Origin of the sequence: Phaeobacter sp. JH20_26, assembly GCF_048056275.1 — a bacterium.
Classification (GTDB): domain Bacteria; phylum Pseudomonadota; class Alphaproteobacteria; order Rhodobacterales; family Rhodobacteraceae; genus Phaeobacter; species Phaeobacter bryozoorum.
Genome location: NZ_JAYMWL010000009.1, coordinates 1 through 17,968, shown reverse-complemented (window position 1 = coordinate 17,968; position 17,968 = coordinate 1). Strand labels below are relative to the sequence as shown.

At 59.8% G+C, this 17,968-nt stretch carries 15 protein-coding genes; 12 read left to right on the top strand and 3 right to left on the bottom strand.

Features of this window, described 5'->3' with window-relative positions; all coding sequences use genetic code 11:
- Nucleotide 1: 1 nt before the first annotated feature.
- Together ubiB and ubiE are read right to left on the bottom strand one after the other, a co-directional pair.
- On the bottom strand, nucleotides 2-1,540 hold the full coding sequence (gene ubiB, locus VWY60_RS03470; RefSeq protein ID WP_416539832.1) for a 2-polyprenylphenol 6-hydroxylase: 1,539 nt from the start codon (nucleotides 1,538-1,540) through the stop codon (nucleotides 2-4).
- 3 nt (nucleotides 1,541-1,543) lie between these two features.
- Nucleotides 1,544-2,296: a bifunctional demethylmenaquinone methyltransferase/2-methoxy-6-polyprenyl-1,4-benzoquinol methylase UbiE gene (ubiE, locus tag VWY60_RS03465; RefSeq protein ID WP_340547229.1), complete on the bottom strand. Its 753-nt coding sequence runs from the start codon at nucleotides 2,294-2,296 to the stop codon at nucleotides 1,544-1,546.
- A 105-nt stretch (nucleotides 2,297-2,401) separates the two neighbouring features.
- Here ubiE and mutM point away from each other — a divergent pair, with 105 nt between their 5' ends.
- The 7 genes from mutM to VWY60_RS03430 all read left to right on the top strand — a co-directional run bounded on the left by mutM (nucleotide 2,402) and on the right by VWY60_RS03430 (nucleotide 9,896).
- Nucleotides 2,402-3,253 (top strand): bifunctional DNA-formamidopyrimidine glycosylase/DNA-(apurinic or apyrimidinic site) lyase, encoded by an 852-nt coding sequence (mutM, locus tag VWY60_RS03460; RefSeq protein ID WP_340547230.1) that lies wholly within the window; start codon nucleotides 2,402-2,404, stop codon nucleotides 3,251-3,253.
- A gap of 64 nt (nucleotides 3,254-3,317) precedes the next feature.
- Complete coding sequence (locus tag VWY60_RS03455; protein WP_340547231.1) at nucleotides 3,318-4,094, top strand: enoyl-CoA hydratase; 777 nt, start codon at nucleotides 3,318-3,320, stop codon at nucleotides 4,092-4,094.
- 281 nt (nucleotides 4,095-4,375) lie between these two features.
- On the top strand, nucleotides 4,376-4,639 hold the full coding sequence (gene rpsT / locus VWY60_RS03450; RefSeq protein ID WP_340547232.1) for a 30S ribosomal protein S20: 264 nt from the start codon (nucleotides 4,376-4,378) through the stop codon (nucleotides 4,637-4,639).
- Between the two features lie 592 nt (nucleotides 4,640-5,231).
- Entirely contained in the window at nucleotides 5,232-6,653 is a 1,422-nt protein-coding gene (gene dnaA / locus VWY60_RS03445; protein WP_340547233.1) for a chromosomal replication initiator protein DnaA, read from the top strand.
- A 309-nt stretch (nucleotides 6,654-6,962) separates the two neighbouring features.
- Nucleotides 6,963-8,084 carry a DNA polymerase III subunit beta gene (gene dnaN / locus VWY60_RS03440; protein WP_340547234.1) on the top strand — a complete coding sequence of 374 codons (1,122 nt, stop codon included), beginning with the start codon at nucleotides 6,963-6,965 and terminating at the stop codon, nucleotides 8,082-8,084.
- Between the two features lie 97 nt (nucleotides 8,085-8,181).
- A complete protein-coding gene (gene recF, locus VWY60_RS03435; protein ID WP_416539831.1) occupies nucleotides 8,182-9,279 on the top strand; it encodes a DNA replication/repair protein RecF in 1,098 nt (365 codons plus the stop codon).
- Nucleotides 9,276-9,896 carry a LysE family translocator gene (locus VWY60_RS03430; RefSeq protein WP_340547236.1) on the top strand — a complete coding sequence of 207 codons (621 nt, stop codon included), beginning with the start codon at nucleotides 9,276-9,278 and terminating at the stop codon, nucleotides 9,894-9,896. Before recF ends, VWY60_RS03430 begins: the two co-directional genes overlap by 4 nt.
- A 20-nt stretch (nucleotides 9,897-9,916) precedes the next feature.
- Here VWY60_RS03430 and VWY60_RS03425 read toward each other — a convergent pair whose 3' ends face one another.
- Complete coding sequence (locus VWY60_RS03425) at nucleotides 9,917-10,510, bottom strand: TetR/AcrR family transcriptional regulator (protein WP_340547237.1); 594 nt, start codon at nucleotides 10,508-10,510, stop codon at nucleotides 9,917-9,919.
- Nucleotides 10,511-10,611: 101 nt separating this feature from the next.
- On the opposite strand from VWY60_RS03425, the gene VWY60_RS03420 reads away from it, so the two are divergent.
- The 5 genes from VWY60_RS03420 to VWY60_RS03400 all read left to right on the top strand — a co-directional run bounded on the left by VWY60_RS03420 (nucleotide 10,612) and on the right by VWY60_RS03400 (nucleotide 17,325).
- Entirely contained in the window at nucleotides 10,612-11,205 is a 594-nt protein-coding gene (locus VWY60_RS03420; RefSeq protein ID WP_416539830.1) for an NAD(P)H-dependent oxidoreductase, read from the top strand.
- A gap of 85 nt (nucleotides 11,206-11,290) precedes the next feature.
- Nucleotides 11,291-13,708, top strand: a complete 2,418-nt coding sequence (gyrB, locus tag VWY60_RS03415; RefSeq protein WP_340547239.1) for a DNA topoisomerase (ATP-hydrolyzing) subunit B — start codon at nucleotides 11,291-11,293, stop codon at nucleotides 13,706-13,708.
- A gap of 623 nt (nucleotides 13,709-14,331) precedes the next feature.
- Complete coding sequence (locus tag VWY60_RS03410) at nucleotides 14,332-15,060, top strand: hypothetical protein (RefSeq protein ID WP_416592465.1); 729 nt, start codon at nucleotides 14,332-14,334, stop codon at nucleotides 15,058-15,060.
- A 148-nt stretch (nucleotides 15,061-15,208) separates the two neighbouring features.
- Nucleotides 15,209-16,288, top strand: a complete 1,080-nt coding sequence (locus VWY60_RS03405; RefSeq protein WP_340547241.1) for a transporter substrate-binding domain-containing protein — start codon at nucleotides 15,209-15,211, stop codon at nucleotides 16,286-16,288.
- An 11-nt stretch (nucleotides 16,289-16,299) separates the two neighbouring features.
- Nucleotides 16,300-17,325, top strand: a complete 1,026-nt coding sequence (locus VWY60_RS03400; RefSeq protein WP_416534280.1) for a transporter substrate-binding domain-containing protein — start codon at nucleotides 16,300-16,302, stop codon at nucleotides 17,323-17,325.
- Nucleotides 17,326-17,968 lie beyond the last annotated feature (643 nt).

Sequence of the window (17,968 nt, the reverse complement as noted above, 5' to 3'; positions counted from 1 at the left end):
CCTAGCCGAGCGCAGCCGTTGCAAAGGCAATGGCCAGTCCCAGCCCCAATCCGCAAAGACCGGGCACAACCCAGCCGGACGCCCCTTGGCGGCGTCGGCTTCGGTCGTCGTTTTCATGGGTCTGCGCGATCAGCGCCTGTTCGACCAGCGCGGGCAGGCGGGGGCCGAAGCGCGCCATCACCTTGGCGGTGCTCATCAGATCGCCGACCACCGCGCGGGGGCCGATGGATTTTTTGATGTAATCCTCAACCACGGGGCGCGCTGAATTCCAGATATTGATATGCGGATCCAGCGACCGCGCCACGCCTTCCACCACCACCATGGTGCGTTGCAGCAGAATCAGCTCGGTGCGGGTCTCCATGCCAAAACGTTCGGTCACCTCAAACAGGTAGTTGAGCAAGCGACCCATTGAGATATGGGTGGCATCCATGCCAAAAATCGGCTCGCCCACGGCGCGCAACGCACGGGCAAATTCATCGACATCGCGGTCGGCCGGTACGTAACCGGCCTCGAAATGCACCTCGGCCACCCGCTTGTAATCACGCTTGATGAAGCCAAAGAGGATCTCGGCGTAGACGCGGCGGGTGTATTCGTCGATGTGCCCCATGATGCCAAAATCATAGGCGATGATATCGCCATTGGCGGCGACCTTCAGGTTGCCCTGGTGCATGTCGGCATGGAAATAGCCGTCGCGCAACGCATGGCGCAGAAACAGCGATAGCACGCGCTCCGCCAACACCCGGCGATCGTGGCCAGCGGCATCCAGCGCGGCATTGTCGCCAAGTGGGAGCCCATCGGCCCAGCCCAGTGTCATGACCCGGCGGGCCGAGTGATTCCACAGGATTTCCGGCAGCTGAAATCCGTCGTCACCCTTGGTATTGGCGGCAAATTCCGAGGCTGCCGCGCTTTCCAGTCGCAGGTCCAGCTCACCCTGCACCACGCCGTCGAAATGCTTGATCACATCCATCGGCTTGAGCCGCCGCGCGCCGGGCGCAAACAAATCGGCGATCCGTGCGGCAAAATAGAATGCGTCCACATCCTTGCGGAAGGCGCGTTCGATGCCGGGGCGCAGAACCTTCACCGCCACTTCGCGACCGCTCTCGACGAGCCTTGCGCGATGGACCTGCGCGATGGAGGCCGCCGCAATCGGTTCGCTGAATTCGGAATAGATATGCTCGACCGGCTGGCCCAACTCGTGTTCGACCTGTGCCATGGCTTCGGCGCGGGAAAACGGCGGCAGCTTGTCCTGTAGAACGCGCAGCTGTAGCGCCAGATCGTCACCGACCACATCGGGTCGGGTCGATAGCACCTGACCGAACTTAATGTAGGCAGGCCCCAGCGCGGTCAGCGCTCGGGTGGCGGGCGGCATCGAGGGATCGCCCTTGTAGCCGAGCCATTTGAACGGCCAGCCAAGGGTGCGGGCCAGAATACGCAGCGGTTTCGGCGCCTCGAAAGCATCAAGCACCACGTTCATGGCGCCAGTGCGCTCAAAAGTGGCGCCTGTGCGGATCAGGCGGATAATATTGTGGGGTCCACGCATGGATCAGATCTTCCAGCCGGAGTGCAGCGCAGCGATTCCCAACGACAGGTTGCGGTATTTGGCATTGGCAAAACCAGCCGCGCGCACCATCGACAGAAAGGTCTCCTGATCGGGGAAGTTGCGGATCGATTCGACCAGATACTGGTAGCTGTCATAATCGTTCGCGATCATCTGCCCCATGCGGGGAATCACGTTGAAGGAATACAGGTCATAGGCCTTTTGCATGGCCGGGTTCGGCAGCTGGCTGAACTCCAGCACCATCAGGCGCCCTCCCGGCTTCAAGACACGGTAGGCTTCATTCAGGGCTTCCTGAGGGCGGGTGACGTTCCGAATGCCAAAGGAGATGGTGTAGACATCAAAGCTATTGTCCTTGAACGGCAGCGCCATGGCATCGCCGGTGACCCAATCCAGGCTATCGGCCATCTGCGCGGCTTCAGCGCGTTTGCGTCCCTCTTCCAGCATCGGGGCTGTCAGATCGAGCACCGTAGAGTGGCCATAGCCTGCGCGCTTCAGAAACCGGAAGGAAATGTCACCGGTCCCGCCGGCAACATCCAGCAGTCGCTGGCCAGGGCGCGGCGACAGCCAGTCCATCATCGCATCTTTCCAGATACGATGAATTCCCATGCTCATGACATCGTTCATAACGTCATATTTTGAGGCGACCGAGTTGAACACGCCCTGCACGCGCCCTGCCTTCTCCGACTCGGGCACGGTTTCGAACCCGAAATGGGTGGTATCTTCAGATCTCTGAGTCATGCGGCTTGCCGTTTGTTGTGTGTCGCCCCAGTTATAGGGCGCTGGAAGGGCGGTACAATGCGGCCCTTCGGCCCCATGTTGGTGCAATGTGTCAGGAGGGATGTAATGCCAGAATTGCCCGAGGTCGAGACGGTGCGCCGCGGATTGTCCCCCGCGATGGAGGGCGCGGTGATCGAAAAGGCCACTGTAAATCGCCCGGATCTGCGCTGGCCCTTCCCGGAGCGTATGGCGGAACGGCTGACAGGCCGCCGCGTCAATGCGCTTCGGCGGCGATCAAAATACATCCTGGCCGACCTCGACAGTGGCGAGACATTGCTGGTGCATCTGGGCATGTCGGGCCGCATGACGGTATCTGGGGATCCCCTGGGACAGTTTGTTCATGATCATCCGCAGGCGCAGAAACATGATCATGTGGTCTTCGATATGGATAATGGGGCGCGCATCACCTTCAACGATCCGCGCCGGTTTGGCGCCATGGACCTGCTGGATACGGCCACGGCGGATGAGCACAAGCTGCTGGCAGTTCTGGGACCGGAACCGCTGGGCAATGCCTTTCACGAGGATCATCTGATTTCTGCCTTCAGGGGGCGCAATACGCCGGTGAAATCGGCGCTGCTGGATCAGGGAATCATCGCGGGTCTCGGCAATATCTATGTCTGCGAGGCGCTTTTCCGCGCGGGAATATCGCCGCGGCGCAAGGCCGGGCAGATCGCCGCGCAGCGGGTTGCCACCCTGGTCCCGATCATCAAGGAGGTCCTGGCAGACGCCATCAAAGCGGGCGGATCATCGCTCAAGGATTTCCGACAAGCTGATGGAGAACTTGGATATTTTCAGCACAGCTTTGATGTATACGGCCGCGAGGGAGAGCCCTGTCGACGCGCCGGATGTGACGGGAGCATTGCGCGGCTCGTCCAGTCCGGGCGATCATCCTTCTACTGCGGCAAATGCCAAAGATAGCTTGATCGCGAGGTGTCGCGTGATAATGACTCTTCCCTGAACGGAACAATCGAAAGCGAATACCATGGCCTATGAGACGATCAACGTCGAAGTGCAGGACCACGTTTGCCAAATTAAACTGAACCGGCCCGAAGCGTTGAACGCGCTCAACTCCGAGCTTTTGAGTGAACTTTGCACCGCCCTGGAAGAGGCCGATGCCAGCGACAAGGTGCGCTGCATTATCCTGACCGGGTCGGAAAAGGCCTTTGCCGCCGGCGCCGATATCAAGGAGATGTCGGAACAGAGCTTTACCGAGGTTTTCTCGAACAATCTGTTTGCCGATGTGAACGACCGTATCAGCGCGATCCGCAAGCCGATCATCGCAGCTGTGGCCGGCTACGCACTGGGCGGCGGCTGTGAGCTGGCCATGCTCTGCGATTTCATCATTGCGGCAGATACTGCCAAATTCGGTCAGCCCGAGATCAATCTGGGCGTGATCGCCGGCATTGGTGGCACCCAGCGCCTGACTCGTTTTGTGGGCAAATCCAAATCCATGGATATGAACCTGACCGGTCGTTTCATGACCGCCGAGGAGGCAGAGCGCGCCGGGCTTGTCTCTCGCGTGGTGCCCGCCAAGAAACTGCTGGATGAGGCGACGGCCGCTGCCCACAAGATTGCGGAGAAATCCCTGCTGACGGCGATGGCCGTGAAAGAAGCGGTGAACCGCAGCTACGAGCTGCCGCTGAACGAAGGCCTGCTGTTCGAACGTCGTGTGTTCCACTCGATGTTTGCCACCGAAGATCAGAAAGAGGGCATGGCTGCCTTTCTTGAAAAACGCGAAGCCCAGTTCCGCGACAAGTGACCGACAGCATCGAATGAATGAAAACGGCAGGCCCTGGGCCTGCCTTTTTCTTGCTTAACCTTATGCAGAATGACTGCGCGTGTCCGTGCAGATGCGGATATTCCGACGGCCACTCACCAGCGCGGACGAGGTGGCTTGCATTCCGTCGGTTTTGACGCTACTACCCGCCGCCATACATGCGCGTGCAGCCCGCTTGGCTAGAATCACACCGGTGGATCGGATCCGGGTTCGGCTGGCATTGCGCCTATTGAAAACACGAAACCAAAGTTAGGTCCTACACCATGGCAAATTCGCCTCAGGCAAAAAAGCGCGCCCGTCAGAACGAGAAACGCTTTGCTGTCAACAAAGCCCGTCGTTCGCGCATCCGTACCTTCCTTCGCAAAGCTGAAGAAGCTATCGCATCCGGCGACAAAGAGGCAGCCGCCGCAGCCGTGCGCGCAGCTCAGCCCGAGCTGATGCGTGGCGTGACCAAAGGCGTCTACCACAAGAACACAGCAGCGCGGAAAATCTCCCGCCTGACAGCGCGCGTCAAAGCGCTGGGCTAATCGGGTCTTTCGTAGGCGCCTGCTGATTCCATCGCACCCGCGTTCAGCGGCCCCTCGACAAGCCGGAAAAAACACAAAGGCGTCGCGTTCAGCGGCGCCTTTTGCATTTTGGTCACAGCTGGTGCGGTGGTTGCGGGCGCAGGGGATTCTTTGTCCCTAATCCCTGAGTCAACATCATAGTTTCGTTGCTGCCACCCCTCCCGAATTGCTACCACTGTTACAGCGATTCACTCGCTGGGGGGACAGGCTGCTCGCGGTATCCTTGATGGGACTCAAGGAGGCTGATTGTGCTGGTACACAGGTATTTCGATACACCGTGCACCGCGCTCCTGCTGTGTTTCTGGATCTATCCAGACGGCGGGCCTGTTCCAATTGTGTATGTATTTGGTTCGACCATTCGACCGCTGCAAAGCGACTTGCCGGTTGATTTAGAAGCGATCCTGAACTTTGCCTTCTGCAAGGCAGTGCTGCCCAAACTATGGGTCAGTACACACATCCGTTGTGCGTGAACGTCGTCTGGGATTGGGCCAGACTGGGGATGAAACAAGAGGCCAAATAAGGGCCGATGCTATTGGGACGCGTGAGGCGCAGAATGACGGAAGATAACTGGGGACGGTTGAGACAGCGTTTGTTGAAAACCGTGGGGCAAAACAACTTTACAACTTGGATCGAACCTCTGGAGTTTACCCGTGTTGATAATGGCGTTGCCATCTTCAACGTGCCGACGAACTTCATGGGCAACTACGTCAGCCAGAACTTTGCTGACCTGATTCTGCATGAGCTGAATATGTCGGGTGAACCGGTCCAGCGCCTGGCTTTCAAGGTTGCGGCCAATACGACGGCGCGACCGGCTGCCACTGCGACCAAGGGCGCTGCCGACGATCTGCCGCTGGACCTGGATGACGAGGCGCTGACCGAACTGCCGCGCGCCCGTGCTGCCACAGGTTACGCTGCCAAGGATCAGGGCGACACGCTGCAGGCTGCGCCTTTGGATCCGCGCTTTACCTTCGACAGCTTTGTCGTCGGCAAGCCGAACGAGCTGGCCCATGCCGCCGCTCGCCGCGTCGCCGATGGCGGTCCTGTTACGTTCAACCCGCTGGTGCTTTATGGTGGTGTTGGTCTGGGTAAAACGCACCTGATGCACGCGATTGCATGGGAGCTGACAGCGCGAAATCCAGAGTTGAATGTGCTCTATCTGTCGGCAGAACAGTTCATGTATCGTTTCGTGCAGGCCCTGCGCGAACGCAAGATGATGGACTTTAAACATCTGTTCCGCTCGGTGGACGTGCTGATGGTCGATGACGTCCAGTTCATCGCCGGCAAGGACAGCACGCAGGAAGAATTCTTCCACACGTTCAACGCGCTGGTTGACCAGAACAAGCAAATCATCATTTCCGCCGACCGCGCCCCGGGTGAGATCAAGGATCTTGAGGATCGTGTCCGGTCGCGTCTGCAATGTGGTCTGGTCGTTGACCTGCATCCGACCGACTACGAGCTGCGTCTGGGCATTCTGCAGTCCAAAGTGGCGCAGCAGATGCAGACCTATCCGGATCTGCGCATCGCCGACGGCGTGCTGGAGTTCCTGGCGCATCGTATCTCGACCAACGTGCGTGTTCTCGAAGGTGCGCTGACACGTCTCTTCGCCTTTGCCTCCCTCGTCGGCCGCGAGATCGACATGGAGCTCACCCAGGATTGTCTGGCCGATGTTCTGCGCGCCTCCGAGCGCAAAATCACGGTCGAAGAGATTCAGCGCAAGGTCTCGGAGTATTACAACATCCGCATGTCCGATATCATCGGCCCCAAGCGTCTGCGTTCCTATGCACGCCCGCGTCAGGTGGCGATGTATCTGTGCAAGCAGCTGACCAGTCGCAGCCTGCCGGAAATCGGTCGGCGCTTTGGTGGTCGCGATCACACCACGGTCATGCACGGTGTGCGCCGCATCGAAGAGCTGAAGACAATCGACGGCCAGATCGCCGAAGATGTCGAAATGCTGCGCCGCTCTCTGGAGGCGTAAGACACTCCTGTTGTTCTGGCAGATCGCGCGTTGATCATCGCCCCAGGCGGTAAACCCAATAGTCCCGCAATGACCCCGGCCCGTCCGGGGTCTTTTGCCCTCCGGGTCAGGACAGCTGGGCGCGCGCGGCGGCGGGTGAAGCCGGCAAACCATGCCAGAGCGCCACGTTTATTGGGGATAAATCGAGCCCGGGGTCATCCGCCCTTGACGCTGCGGGCAATCCCTTGGACAAATCCATAAAAAGCCTTGTGCCGAAGGGGTAAAGCGTTACGTTGCTTCTCCCGGCCAGACGTTAGAGGACTTAGGGACATGAAGATCAGCATCGAACGCGGCACCCTGTTGAAAGCTGTGGCTCAGGCCCAGTCTGTGGTTGAGCGTCGCAATACCATTCCGATCCTGGCAAATGTGCTGATTGAAGCGGAAGGGGACATCGTTCAGTTCCGTGCGACCGATCTGGATATCGAGGTGGTCGACAAGGCCCCGGCCCAGGTCGAGCGGGCAGGCGCCACCACCGTGGCCGCCACCACGCTGCATGAAATCGTGCGCAAACTGCCGGATGGCGCTCTGGTCACACTCACAGCCGATGCCGCAAGCGGCCGTCTCACGGTTGAGGCAGGCCGATCAAATTTCTCGCTGGCGACGCTGCCGCGTGAAGATTTCCCGGTCATGGCTTCTTCGGAGTATCATTCCAATTTCACGGCCAACGCCGCAGTGTTGCGTCGGCTGTTCGACAAGTCGAAATTCGCCATCTCCACCGAAGAAACCCGCTATTATCTGAACGGCGTCTATATGCATGTGGCGGATGGGGTTGAAGGCGGCAAGGCGCTGCGCTGTGTGGCTACCGATGGCCACCGCCTGGCGCGTATCGACGCCAATCTGCCGATGGGGGCAGAGGATATGCCCGGCGTGATCGTACCGCGCAAGACGGTGGGCGAGCTGCGCAAGCTGCTGGATGACGACGAAATGGATATCGCGGTTTCGGTGTCCGAGACCAAGGTCCGGTTTGCCACGCCCAGCATTACCCTGACATCAAAGGTGATCGACGGAACCTTCCCCGATTACACACGCGTCATTCCGGCAGGCAATACGCGCCGTCTGGAAGTGGACGCGGCGGAATTTGCCCGCGCTGTTGACCGGGTTGCTACGGTTTCCTCCGAGCGGTCGCGTGCGGTGAAGCTGCAACTGGATGAGGATCGGCTGATCCTGTCCGTCAATGCACCGGACAGCGGCGCTGCCGAGGAAGAACTGGCCGTGGCCTATCGCGATGAACGGCTGGAAATCGGGTTCAACGCCAAATACCTGCTGGAGATCGCCAATCAGGTTGATCGTGAAAATGCAGTGTTCATGTTCAACTCCTCCGGCGATCCGACCCTGATGCGCGAGGGCAGCGACGAAAGCGCCGTTTATGTCGTGATGCCGATGCGTGTTTGACGTGGCCGATGGCACGGCCTGCTCTCCTGGCGGCTGAGCCGCCCGCCGCAACGGGCGATTTGAGTATTTTTGGAAAGATGACATCGGATCCCGCTCCATGCTGGCGCTGACTGAGCTGACACTGTCGCACTTCCGCTCGCATCTGCGGGCGGATTTGCATTTGGACGGGCGCCCGGTTGCCATCCATGGTGCCAATGGTGCCGGTAAGACCAATATTCTTGAGGCTGTCTCGCTGTTTTCGCCGGGACGGGGCCTGCGGCGGGCCAGTGCCGCCGATATGGCGCGGCGGCCGGAGGAGCTGGGATGGAAGCTGAATGGGCAGCTGACCGTTGCGCGCCGGAGCTATGAGGTCGAGACCTGGTCCGAGGGCGGGAAGGCGCGACAGGTCAAGATCGACAACAAATCTGCCAGCCAGATTGACCTCGGCCAGATCTGCCGGGTGGTCTGGCTGATTCCTGCGATGGACCGGTTGTGGATCGAGGCCGCCGAAGGGCGCCGCCGGTTTCTGGACCGGATCGTGCTCAGCTTTGATCCCGGCCACGCCGAGGCGACGCTGCTCTATGAAAAGGCGATGCGTGAACGCAACCGCCTGCTGAAGGAACAGATCCGCGACCCCGCCTGGTACCGGGTTCTGGAAACACAGATGGCTGAGAGCGGGCATCGCATACATGCAGCGCGCACCGCGGCGGTCGATCGGCTACGTATGGCGCAACAGGCTGCAGAGACGGCTTTTCCTGCGGCGGAACTGGAGTTGATACAGTCCGACGGCGGTTTGCCGGACAATGCGTCGGATCTGCGCGAGGCGCTTGAGGAAGGGCGGTTCCGTGATCTGGCAGCGGGGCGGACCTTGCTCGGACCTCATCGCACCGATCTGCTGGGCACCTATGAGGCGAAGGCGCTGCCCGCGCGCGAATGTTCGACGGGCGAGCAGAAGGCGTTGCTGGTATCGCTGATCCTCGCCAACGCACGCGCGCTCATTGCGGAAGGCGGCGCGCCTCCTATTCTGCTGCTGGATGAGGTTTCGGCGCATCTGGATGTGGGGCGCCGCGCGGCGCTCTATCAGGAAATTGTCCTGCTCGGGGCGCAGGCCTGGATGACTGGCACCGGCCCTGAATTGTTTGAAGAATTTGAGGGGAAGGCGCAGATGCTTGCCGTAGAGGAAGGCGCCATGGGCTCCGAGGTGGTGGCGGGATGAGCATCTCTGTCTGGGATTTGATGCTTTATGCGGGTGGGCTATTCGTTCTGTTCCTGACGCCGGGTCCGGTTTGGCTGGCAGTGATTGCACGGGCCATGTCGGGCGGGTTCCAGGCGGTCTGGCCGCTGGCCTTGGGCGTGGCCTGCGGCGATATTCTGTGGCCGCTGGTTGCAGTGGCGGGCGTGTCGTGGATTGTGTCTGAGATTGCCGGGCTGATGGAGCTGCTGCGCTGGGTCGCAAGCGCGATGTTTCTGGTTATGGGGGGTATGTTGTTGCGACATGCAGATGCCCGGATAGAAAGCGACAGCGCCCTGACCCGTCCGGGGCTCTGGGCCGGATTTATCGCCGGCATCGCCGTCATTCTGGGCAACCCAAAGGCGATCCTGTTCTACATGGGTGTCCTGCCGGGGTTCTTTGACCTGCGCGCTGTGACGTGGCTCGATATCCTTGCCATTGTGGTGCTGTCGTTCCTGGTGCCATTGGTGGGGAATCTATGTGTGGCCGCTCTGGTGCACCGGGTGCGCTGGCACATCACATCCCCGCCGACGTTGCGCCGGATCAATATCGTGTCGGGCTGCCTGCTGATCGGTGTCGGCTGTCTTATTCCCTTTGTCTGATCAGTTCCGCCCTGCGTTGCTCACTGCTGTGGGGCCAGCCAGGGTGTGAGATACAGCAGCAGATCCTCGCGGAAGCTGCTGGGCGTATCATGCGCTGCACAGAATGACAGGGCGAGCACATGGTTGAGGAACGCCTGCATCCCCTCGGCCAGGACATTTGCGGGCTGATCCTGGCGCAGGGCGCCGCTGGCTTGCAGCTCTGCCACCCATCCCGACCACAAAGAGATCTGGCGGAAGAAACTCTGGGTGATCACCGCATCGGTTTCGGTGCCGGTGGTGCCTGAGTAGCGCAGCAGCAGATCGAAAATCACCCGATCCTGCGCCACGAACTGAACCACCGGCAACAGACGATCAATCAGCGCGTCCAGAGTGTCGGGGGTAGGGAGGGCTTCGGTTTCGTCGAGCACGGCCATTATGCGCGGGCCGATCAATGCGGCGAGCAGACCGTTCTTGTCGCCGAAATGCGAAAACAGCGTGCCCTTTGCAACGCCGGCCTCAGCCACGACATCCTCGACCCTCAGCCCGCTGTAGCCAGCGGTGAGGATCTGCGCGTCGGCGACCTCCAACAGGCGGGCGCGGGTTTCCAATCGGCGTTGCTGCGGAGGGCGAGACATGGCGACCTTTCATAGAATTTGACCGCGGTCATTTTATATATTGACCACGGTCAGTTTTTGAATAAATTGACCTTAGTCAGTTTTAGGATTCAGAGGTTCTCATGTCCACGCGAAAAATCATCATCCTCAATGGCCACCCGGCGCCCAGCTCACTGTCGCAATCGCTCTGCCAGGCCTATCAGGCCGCAGCTGAGGGAGAGGGCCACGTGGTCCGGTATCACGATCTGTCCGCGATGCGCTTCGACATGGACTATGGCCAGGCGGGGTATCAGAATGTGAAACCTCTGGAGCCGGATCTGGCAGCATTTCTGACCGATCTCGAATGGGCCGATCACGTTGTGATGGCGACCCCGATGTGGTGGGGGGCCGTTCCGGCAAAGCTGAAGGGCGTTTTTGACCGGGCGCTATTGCCGGGGCGGGCCTTTGACACGCGAAACGTCAACTTCATGGGCGTACCTGCACCGATGTTGACCGGCAAAACCGCGCGGGTGCTGCTCACTTCGGATACGCCCGCTCTATGGCTGAGGCTGATCTACGGCAATGCCATCAAGCGGATTATCAGCAGTCAGATCCTGGGGTTTGTGGGCATCAAGCCGACCCGGTTCTCTTCATTTGCCCCGGCCACGGACGCCTCTGAGGGGACCGTAAATTCCTGGCTGCGCAAGGTTGCGTCCCTGGGCGCCAGAGCGGCTTGATTCAACCAAGAAAAAAAGGGGCTTGCGCGTGACATTCCCGGCCAGACTTCGTATAAAATCCTGAAGCAAAGACAGGAAGATGTGAATGTCCGGAAACGAGCAGGCCCCCGCAGAATATGGCGCGGATTCCATCAAGGTTCTCAAAGGGTTGGAGGCGGTTCGCAAACGTCCCGGCATGTATATCGGGGACACCGATGATGGCTCCGGGTTGCACCATATGGTGTATGAGGTCGTCGACAACGGCATCGATGAAGCCCTGGCCGGTCACGCGGACCGGGTGGTTGTGAAAATTCACGCCGATTCCAGTGTTTCGGTGCACGACAACGGGCGCGGTATCCCGGTCGATATTCATGCTGAGGAAGGCGTCTCAGCCGCTGAAGTCATCATGACGCAGCTACATGCCGGTGGTAAGTTTGACAGCAACTCCTACAAGGTGTCTGGCGGCTTGCACGGTGTGGGCGTGTCTGTGGTGAATGCGCTCTCCGATTGGCTGGAGCTGCGTATCTGGCGAAACGGCAAGGAGCATGTCGCCCGGTTTGAGCGGGGCGATACCGCGGAACATCTTAAGGTGGTCGGCGACTGCGGGGATCAGACCGGGACCGAGGTCCGTTTTCTGGCCTCGACAGATACCTTCTCCAACCTGGAATACTCCTTTGAAACGCTGGAAAAGCGCCTGCGCGAACTGGCCTTCCTGAACTCTGGCGTGCGGATTGTCCTGATTGACGAGCGTCCGGCCGAACGGCTGGAAGTGGAGCTGTTCTATGAGGGGGGCGTCAAGGAATTCGTCAAATATCTCGATCGGTCAAAATCCCCTGTTATGGAGGCGCCGATCTATATCACCGGTGACCGGGATGATATCGGGGTCGAGGTCGCCATGTGGTGGAACGACAGCTACCACGAAACCGTGCTGCCGTTTACCAACAACATTCCACAGCGCGATGGTGGGACCCATGTTGCGGGTTTCCGTGGCGCCTTGACCCGGACCATCAACAACTATGCGCAGTCGTCCGGCATCGCCAAGAAGGAAAAGGTCTCCTTTACCGGCGATGATGCCCGCGAAGGGCTGACCTGCGTCTTGTCGGTCAAGGTGCCGGATCCGAAATTCTCCAGCCAGACCAAGGACAAGCTGGTCTCCTCAGAAGTGCGGCCCGTCGTTGAAAGCCTCGTCAATGAGAAGCTTGCCGAATGGTTCGAAGAAAACCCAAATCAGGCCAAGCAGATCGTCGGCAAGATCATCGAAGCCGCCCTCGCGCGGGAGGCTGCCCGAAAGGCCCGTGAACTGACTCGCCGCAAGACTGCGATGGATGTCAATTATCTGGCAGGCAAGCTCAAGGACTGCTCAGAGAAAGATCCCGCCAAAAGCGAAGTCTTCCTGGTCGAGGGTGACTCGGCCGGCGGTTCCGCGCAGACCGGCCGGGACCGGATGACACAGGCAATTCTGCCCCTCCGCGGCAAGATTCTGAACGTCGAACGCGCACGGTTTGACCGGATGCTGGGCAGTCAGGAAATCGGCAACCTCGTTATGGCGCTTGGTACCGGCATCGGGCGCGATGAATTCAACATCGAGAAACTGCGTTACCATAAGATCGTCATCATGACGGATGCTGACGTTGACGGCGCCCACATCCGCACGCTGCTGCTCACCTTCTTCTATCGTCAGATGCCCGAGCTGATCGAGGGCGGGTATCTCTATATCGCCCAACCGCCGCTCTATAAGGTGTCGCGCGGCAAATCCGAGGTCTATCTCAAGGATCAGGCTGCGCTGGATGAATATCTGATCAATCAGGGTGTCGACGGCGCGGTTCTGAAACTGGGCAGCGGCGAGGAGCTGGTGGGTCAGGATCTGGCCCGTGTGGTTGATGAGGCGCGCCAGCTGAAGCGCGTTCTGGATGCTTTCCCGACGCATTATCCGCGCCATATCCTTGAGCAGGCGGCAGTCGCCGGTGCCTTTGTACCCGGCGCCGTTGATGCTGATCTTCAGGGAGTCGCCGACAAGGTTGCGCAGCGTCTTGACCTGATTGCGCTGGAATATGAACGCGGCTGGCGTGGTCGTATCACTCAGGATAACGGTATTCGCTTGTCGCGTATCCTGCGCGGCGTCGAAGAGCTCAGGACACTGGACGGTCCGATGCTGCGCTCTGGTGAGGCACGGAAAACAGGGAGCTTTACCAACAGCCTGCAAGAGATCTACGGCTCAACTGCCACGCTTGTGCGGCGTGACCGCAGCCAGGCCATCCACGGCCCGCTCGGTCTGCTGAAGGCGATCCTCGATGAGGGTGAAAAAGGTCTGGCGCTACAGCGTTACAAAGGCCTGGGAGAAATGAACCCGGATCAGCTGTGGGAAACCACGCTGGACCCCGACGCGCGCACCCTGTTGCAGGTGCGGGTTGAGGATATGGTCGAAGCGGATGATCTCTTTACCAAGCTGATGGGCGACGTCGTGGAACCTCGCCGCGAATTTATCCAGAAAAACGCGCTCAGCGTGGAAAACCTGGATTTCTGATCGCATGTAGAGATCCGATAGCGCGGCGGGTTTACCCTCGACGCGCGATCCATTCTTCGGACTTTGATGCCCCGCAGGTCACTGCGGGGCATCTTCCAGTTGACAGGCTGGATGCTCGGGCCGCGCGGTTCACGCTGACAGGAGTGCCCTTTGCGCCCTCAGGTCCACCCTGACCGAGGAGTCATTGTTGCAGATATTGAGTGCAGGCAGTTCGCACCTAGCCATTCAGGTTTGCTTTCGACAGGCGCAAGCCGCAGGGGCGTTCATCTTATGATTGCATATCTGAGAGGCTGCGATCATCGCAACACCTCCGCGCCGACGCCTTTCTTGCGGTCAGAGGTCTGCCTATCGCTCGGGGCAGCATGTAGCGGAAGCGATGTGCTTTACTCTCTATATGGGCGGGTTCATCGCAAGTTCTGTGGAAGTTTACCATTCTACCGCAGAATGTTGACGCAGAATCGCTCGAAGGTTAAGAATCGGTTAACAAAACGCGGCTGGACCGCGATTTTCGGAGCAGCCGGGGGTAGTTTGAGCCGATGTTGAGCTTAAAGAAAGACAGTGTAACAAGTTCCGAGGCCGCAGAGGCCGGTGATCGGTCTGCCCGCACGGTCAGGATTGATGGTGTGATTACCTCTAGCAACAGTGCGCTTCGCTCGCCCCAGACGGGAAAAACCCGCAACACGGCAAATATTGCCGCAGTGTCCTCGGTCGCCACGGGTCAGGCCCCATCAGGCGGTGCTGCCAGCTCGACCGCCAAACCGGGCACGCACGGAAACCATGCGGCAAAGCCAAAGGTAAGAGGGCTTGGCGCCGGGATGTCCCCGATTGCGAAACTTGGCGCCGCTGCGGCTGTTTTAGCGCTTTTTGCCGTTGGCCTGGCCGTGTTGCAGTTCGGATCTGATGAGGTGACAGAGCCTGCGGCTGCCAAGCCGCGTGTCGCCCAGCTGCTGACTCCGCAGGCATTGGCCGGGCTTGATCCCACTGCGACATCTGCCGAACGTGCCGCCGCCGAAGAGCTGCTGACAGCAGCTGTTGAAACGGCTGCCCCCCTCAGCGCCGAGGATGCGTTGGTTGCGCAGATGACTGCCGGGACACTGGCGGCGCTGCGCCGTGGCAGCCAGACCGCCGCTGCCGCACAGCCGGCGGCCCCGGCTCCCGCCGCATCACAGGCGCACACGGCCCTTTATAGTATGGTACTGCGTGCCGTTGGGCAGGGCCAATCGCCCGCCTATGTCGACCAGATGGTGAATGATGCCTATCGCAGCCAGTCGATCACGGTCCCCGCAGCTTTGATAGGGGCCGATGGGCGCGTTGACACGGCAACCATCCTGGCGCTGTTCGTCGGCCAGTAATACCGGCGCAAGGCGCCCGCGATTCCCGGTTTTCTGCATTGGCCGCAACGGATGCTTTGCAGAGATGCCTGCTTTCCACAAATCACGAGACAAAGAGGCGGCGCCCATCAGTGGCGCGGGACGCCCAGTTAAACCCAAGAGGGACAAGATGAGAAAACACCTGATCGCGGCGCTGTGTTGCGTCGCAGGCCTGCTGGCCAAACCCGTGGCGGCGGAAACCTGCGGCGGCACATATAAGGTGCGCCCCGGCGATAGCCTGTCGCTGATTGCCGACCGGCTTTACAAGGATGTGGGCATGTGGAGCGCAATCCATAGCCGCAATATCGACGCCATCGGCCCGCGCCCAGACGCGATCCGCGTCGGGATGGAATTGACCATGGCCTGCCTGAACGGGCTGCCCACCGGATTGCCCGGCGGCAAAGCGGTGGCGGATGCACAGCCCGTCGTCGCGGCGCCGGTCAGGGTGAAGCCCGGTACCGCCGCCGTGCGCAGCAAGATCAACCTGCTGACCGGCGACGACTATGCGCCTTTTACCTCCAAGACGGCACATAACGGCGGGTTGATCACCGAGGTGGTGAATGCAGCGATGACCGATGCGGCACCTGCGCAGGGGTTTGCGATCCACTGGGTGGATGACTGGGCGTCCCATTTCGACCCACTGCTGTCGAACGCGCTGCTGGACCTCGGCTTTCCCTGGTACCGCCCGGATTGCGATACCATGCCGGAGAGCTATCGCTGCGTGAACTTCCTGTTCTCGGACCCGATGTTCGAAACACTGATGCTGCTGTTCGTGGATAAGTCACGCCCCTTCACCTTTGAGAGTGACGCCGATATCGAGGGCAAGACCCTGTGCCGCCCGGCTGGTTATCTGACCTTCGATCTGGATGGCTATGGTCGCCGCTGGATGGAAGACAAGAAAATCACTCTGAAGCAGCCGCATAAGGTGGCCGACTGCTTCGAGATGGTGGCCCGAGGAGAGGCCGACGCCGTCGCGATCAACGAATTCACCGGGCGCAGCGTGATGAAGGAAAATGACCTGCTGGACCAGTTCGATGTGCTGCCGCTGCCCCTGTCCGTGCTGGGGATCCATGTGGTGGTTCACAAAACCCACCCGCAAGCTGACGATATGCTGTCGATGATCAACACAGGCCTGCGCAATATTCGCGGCAATGGTCAGTATCAGGCCATCATCGAAGACCACATGGCCAGGATCTGGGCCGGCTTCTGAGGGAGGGCGCCATGCTGAGACATCTTTCAACACTGGCGGTCGCATTGGTGATGGCCACAGGGCTTGCGCCCGGCGCGGCCCATGCCATCTGCAACGTCGATTACCGGGTTCAGCCCGGCGATACGCTCTTCTCGATTGCCGAAACCCACTATAATGACCGCAGCCGCTGGACGCTGATTTATTACAGCAACCAGCATGTGCTCGCAGGACCCAGCGTCATCCCGGGCAAGACCCTGCATATCCCTTGCGCGCAGCAGGCCTCAGAACCCGATGCCACACCTCTGCGTAAGGATGATGCCGAAATGAAGCTTCTGACCGGTGGCGGTTTTGCGCCTTTCACCGATCAGGCGCTGCCCGGACAGGGCATGGTCACCGAACTGGTGAACGCGGCGCTGGAGCTGACCCCGGCACCGGTCTCCTATTCCATCACCTGGGAGCAGGACTGGTCAAAGCATCTGTTCCCGATGCTGGATGAAAAGCAGTTCGACATGGGTTTTCCCTGGCTGAAACCGGATTGTTCGGCGACGCCTGACGACAAGCGGTGTGTGAACTTTCATTTTTCGGAACCGCTGATGACCATTCCGATCATGGTCTTTGTGCGGGCGGATGCACCCTTTGCCTTCGACAGCGACGCCGACATGCTTGGCAAGAGGCTCTGCCGCCCCGAAGGCTACTACACTCATGATCTGGAACGCAGCGACCGCAAGTGGTTGAGCAGCGGTCAGGTCACTCTTGTGCAGGCGGCTGATCCTGGTGCCTGTTTCCGCAAACTGATGGCGCGCGAGGTGGATGCCGTCTCGCTGAACCTGTTCCTCGGGGCTAATACGCTGATTGCCGAAGGGCTGCGCGATCAGGTGATCCCGCTGGAGCGTCCACTGTCAGAAGAAGGGCTGCATGTGGTGATCTCGAAACGCCATTGGCGTGGCACCTCCCATCTGTACCGCATCAATGCGGGGCTGAAAGCGCTCAAGGCGGATGGCCGCTTCCAGGAAATCGTTTCACGTCATCTCGAGCTGTTCTGGGCTCAACTGCAATAATCGGCGGATGCTGTCGGCGGGTTATGCCTGCCGCCTCGCAGAGGCCTCCCGCCCGAATTGGAAAGAGCTCCCAATTCCGTTGGGCCAAGCGCCGCGTCCCCTGCCGGGGGCGCGGCGTGCGCATATTGAGGGGACAGCATATTGCGCTGTCCGTGTTCCGCTCGACTGCAAGGATTGTGCCTTTCGACCCGGCTGCGTGGCTCACACATCTGACACATATAGTAGACACATATGACGAACGGGCTGCGGCAGGCACCGATAGGCAGGGGGATGTCTATCCAGGTGGCTCGATATGTCCGACCCTCATCTGCGCGGCGGACTTACCCCGCGCGGCCATGTACCCTCATCGAGCGGCGCATCACCCCTTACTTCTGGATTTTGCCTCGGGTCCTCCTGAAACCGTCTGAGGTTGACGGTGTTAGGTGTGATTCACGGGTTTTGGGTGTTTTGGGGTGTGGATATGTTTGGTGAGTCTGTGGGTAAGTGGCTTATGGGGGTTTCTGTGGATGTGGTCTGGCGGTTTTCTGCGGGATTTCAGGTCAGGTCTGCTGACTTTGTTTCCATGTAAACCGTTGTAAATATTGAGTTTCGTGTTTTTCTTGGCGGAAACTCTCATTTTCCTGAATTTTGGTGTTGCGGCCAT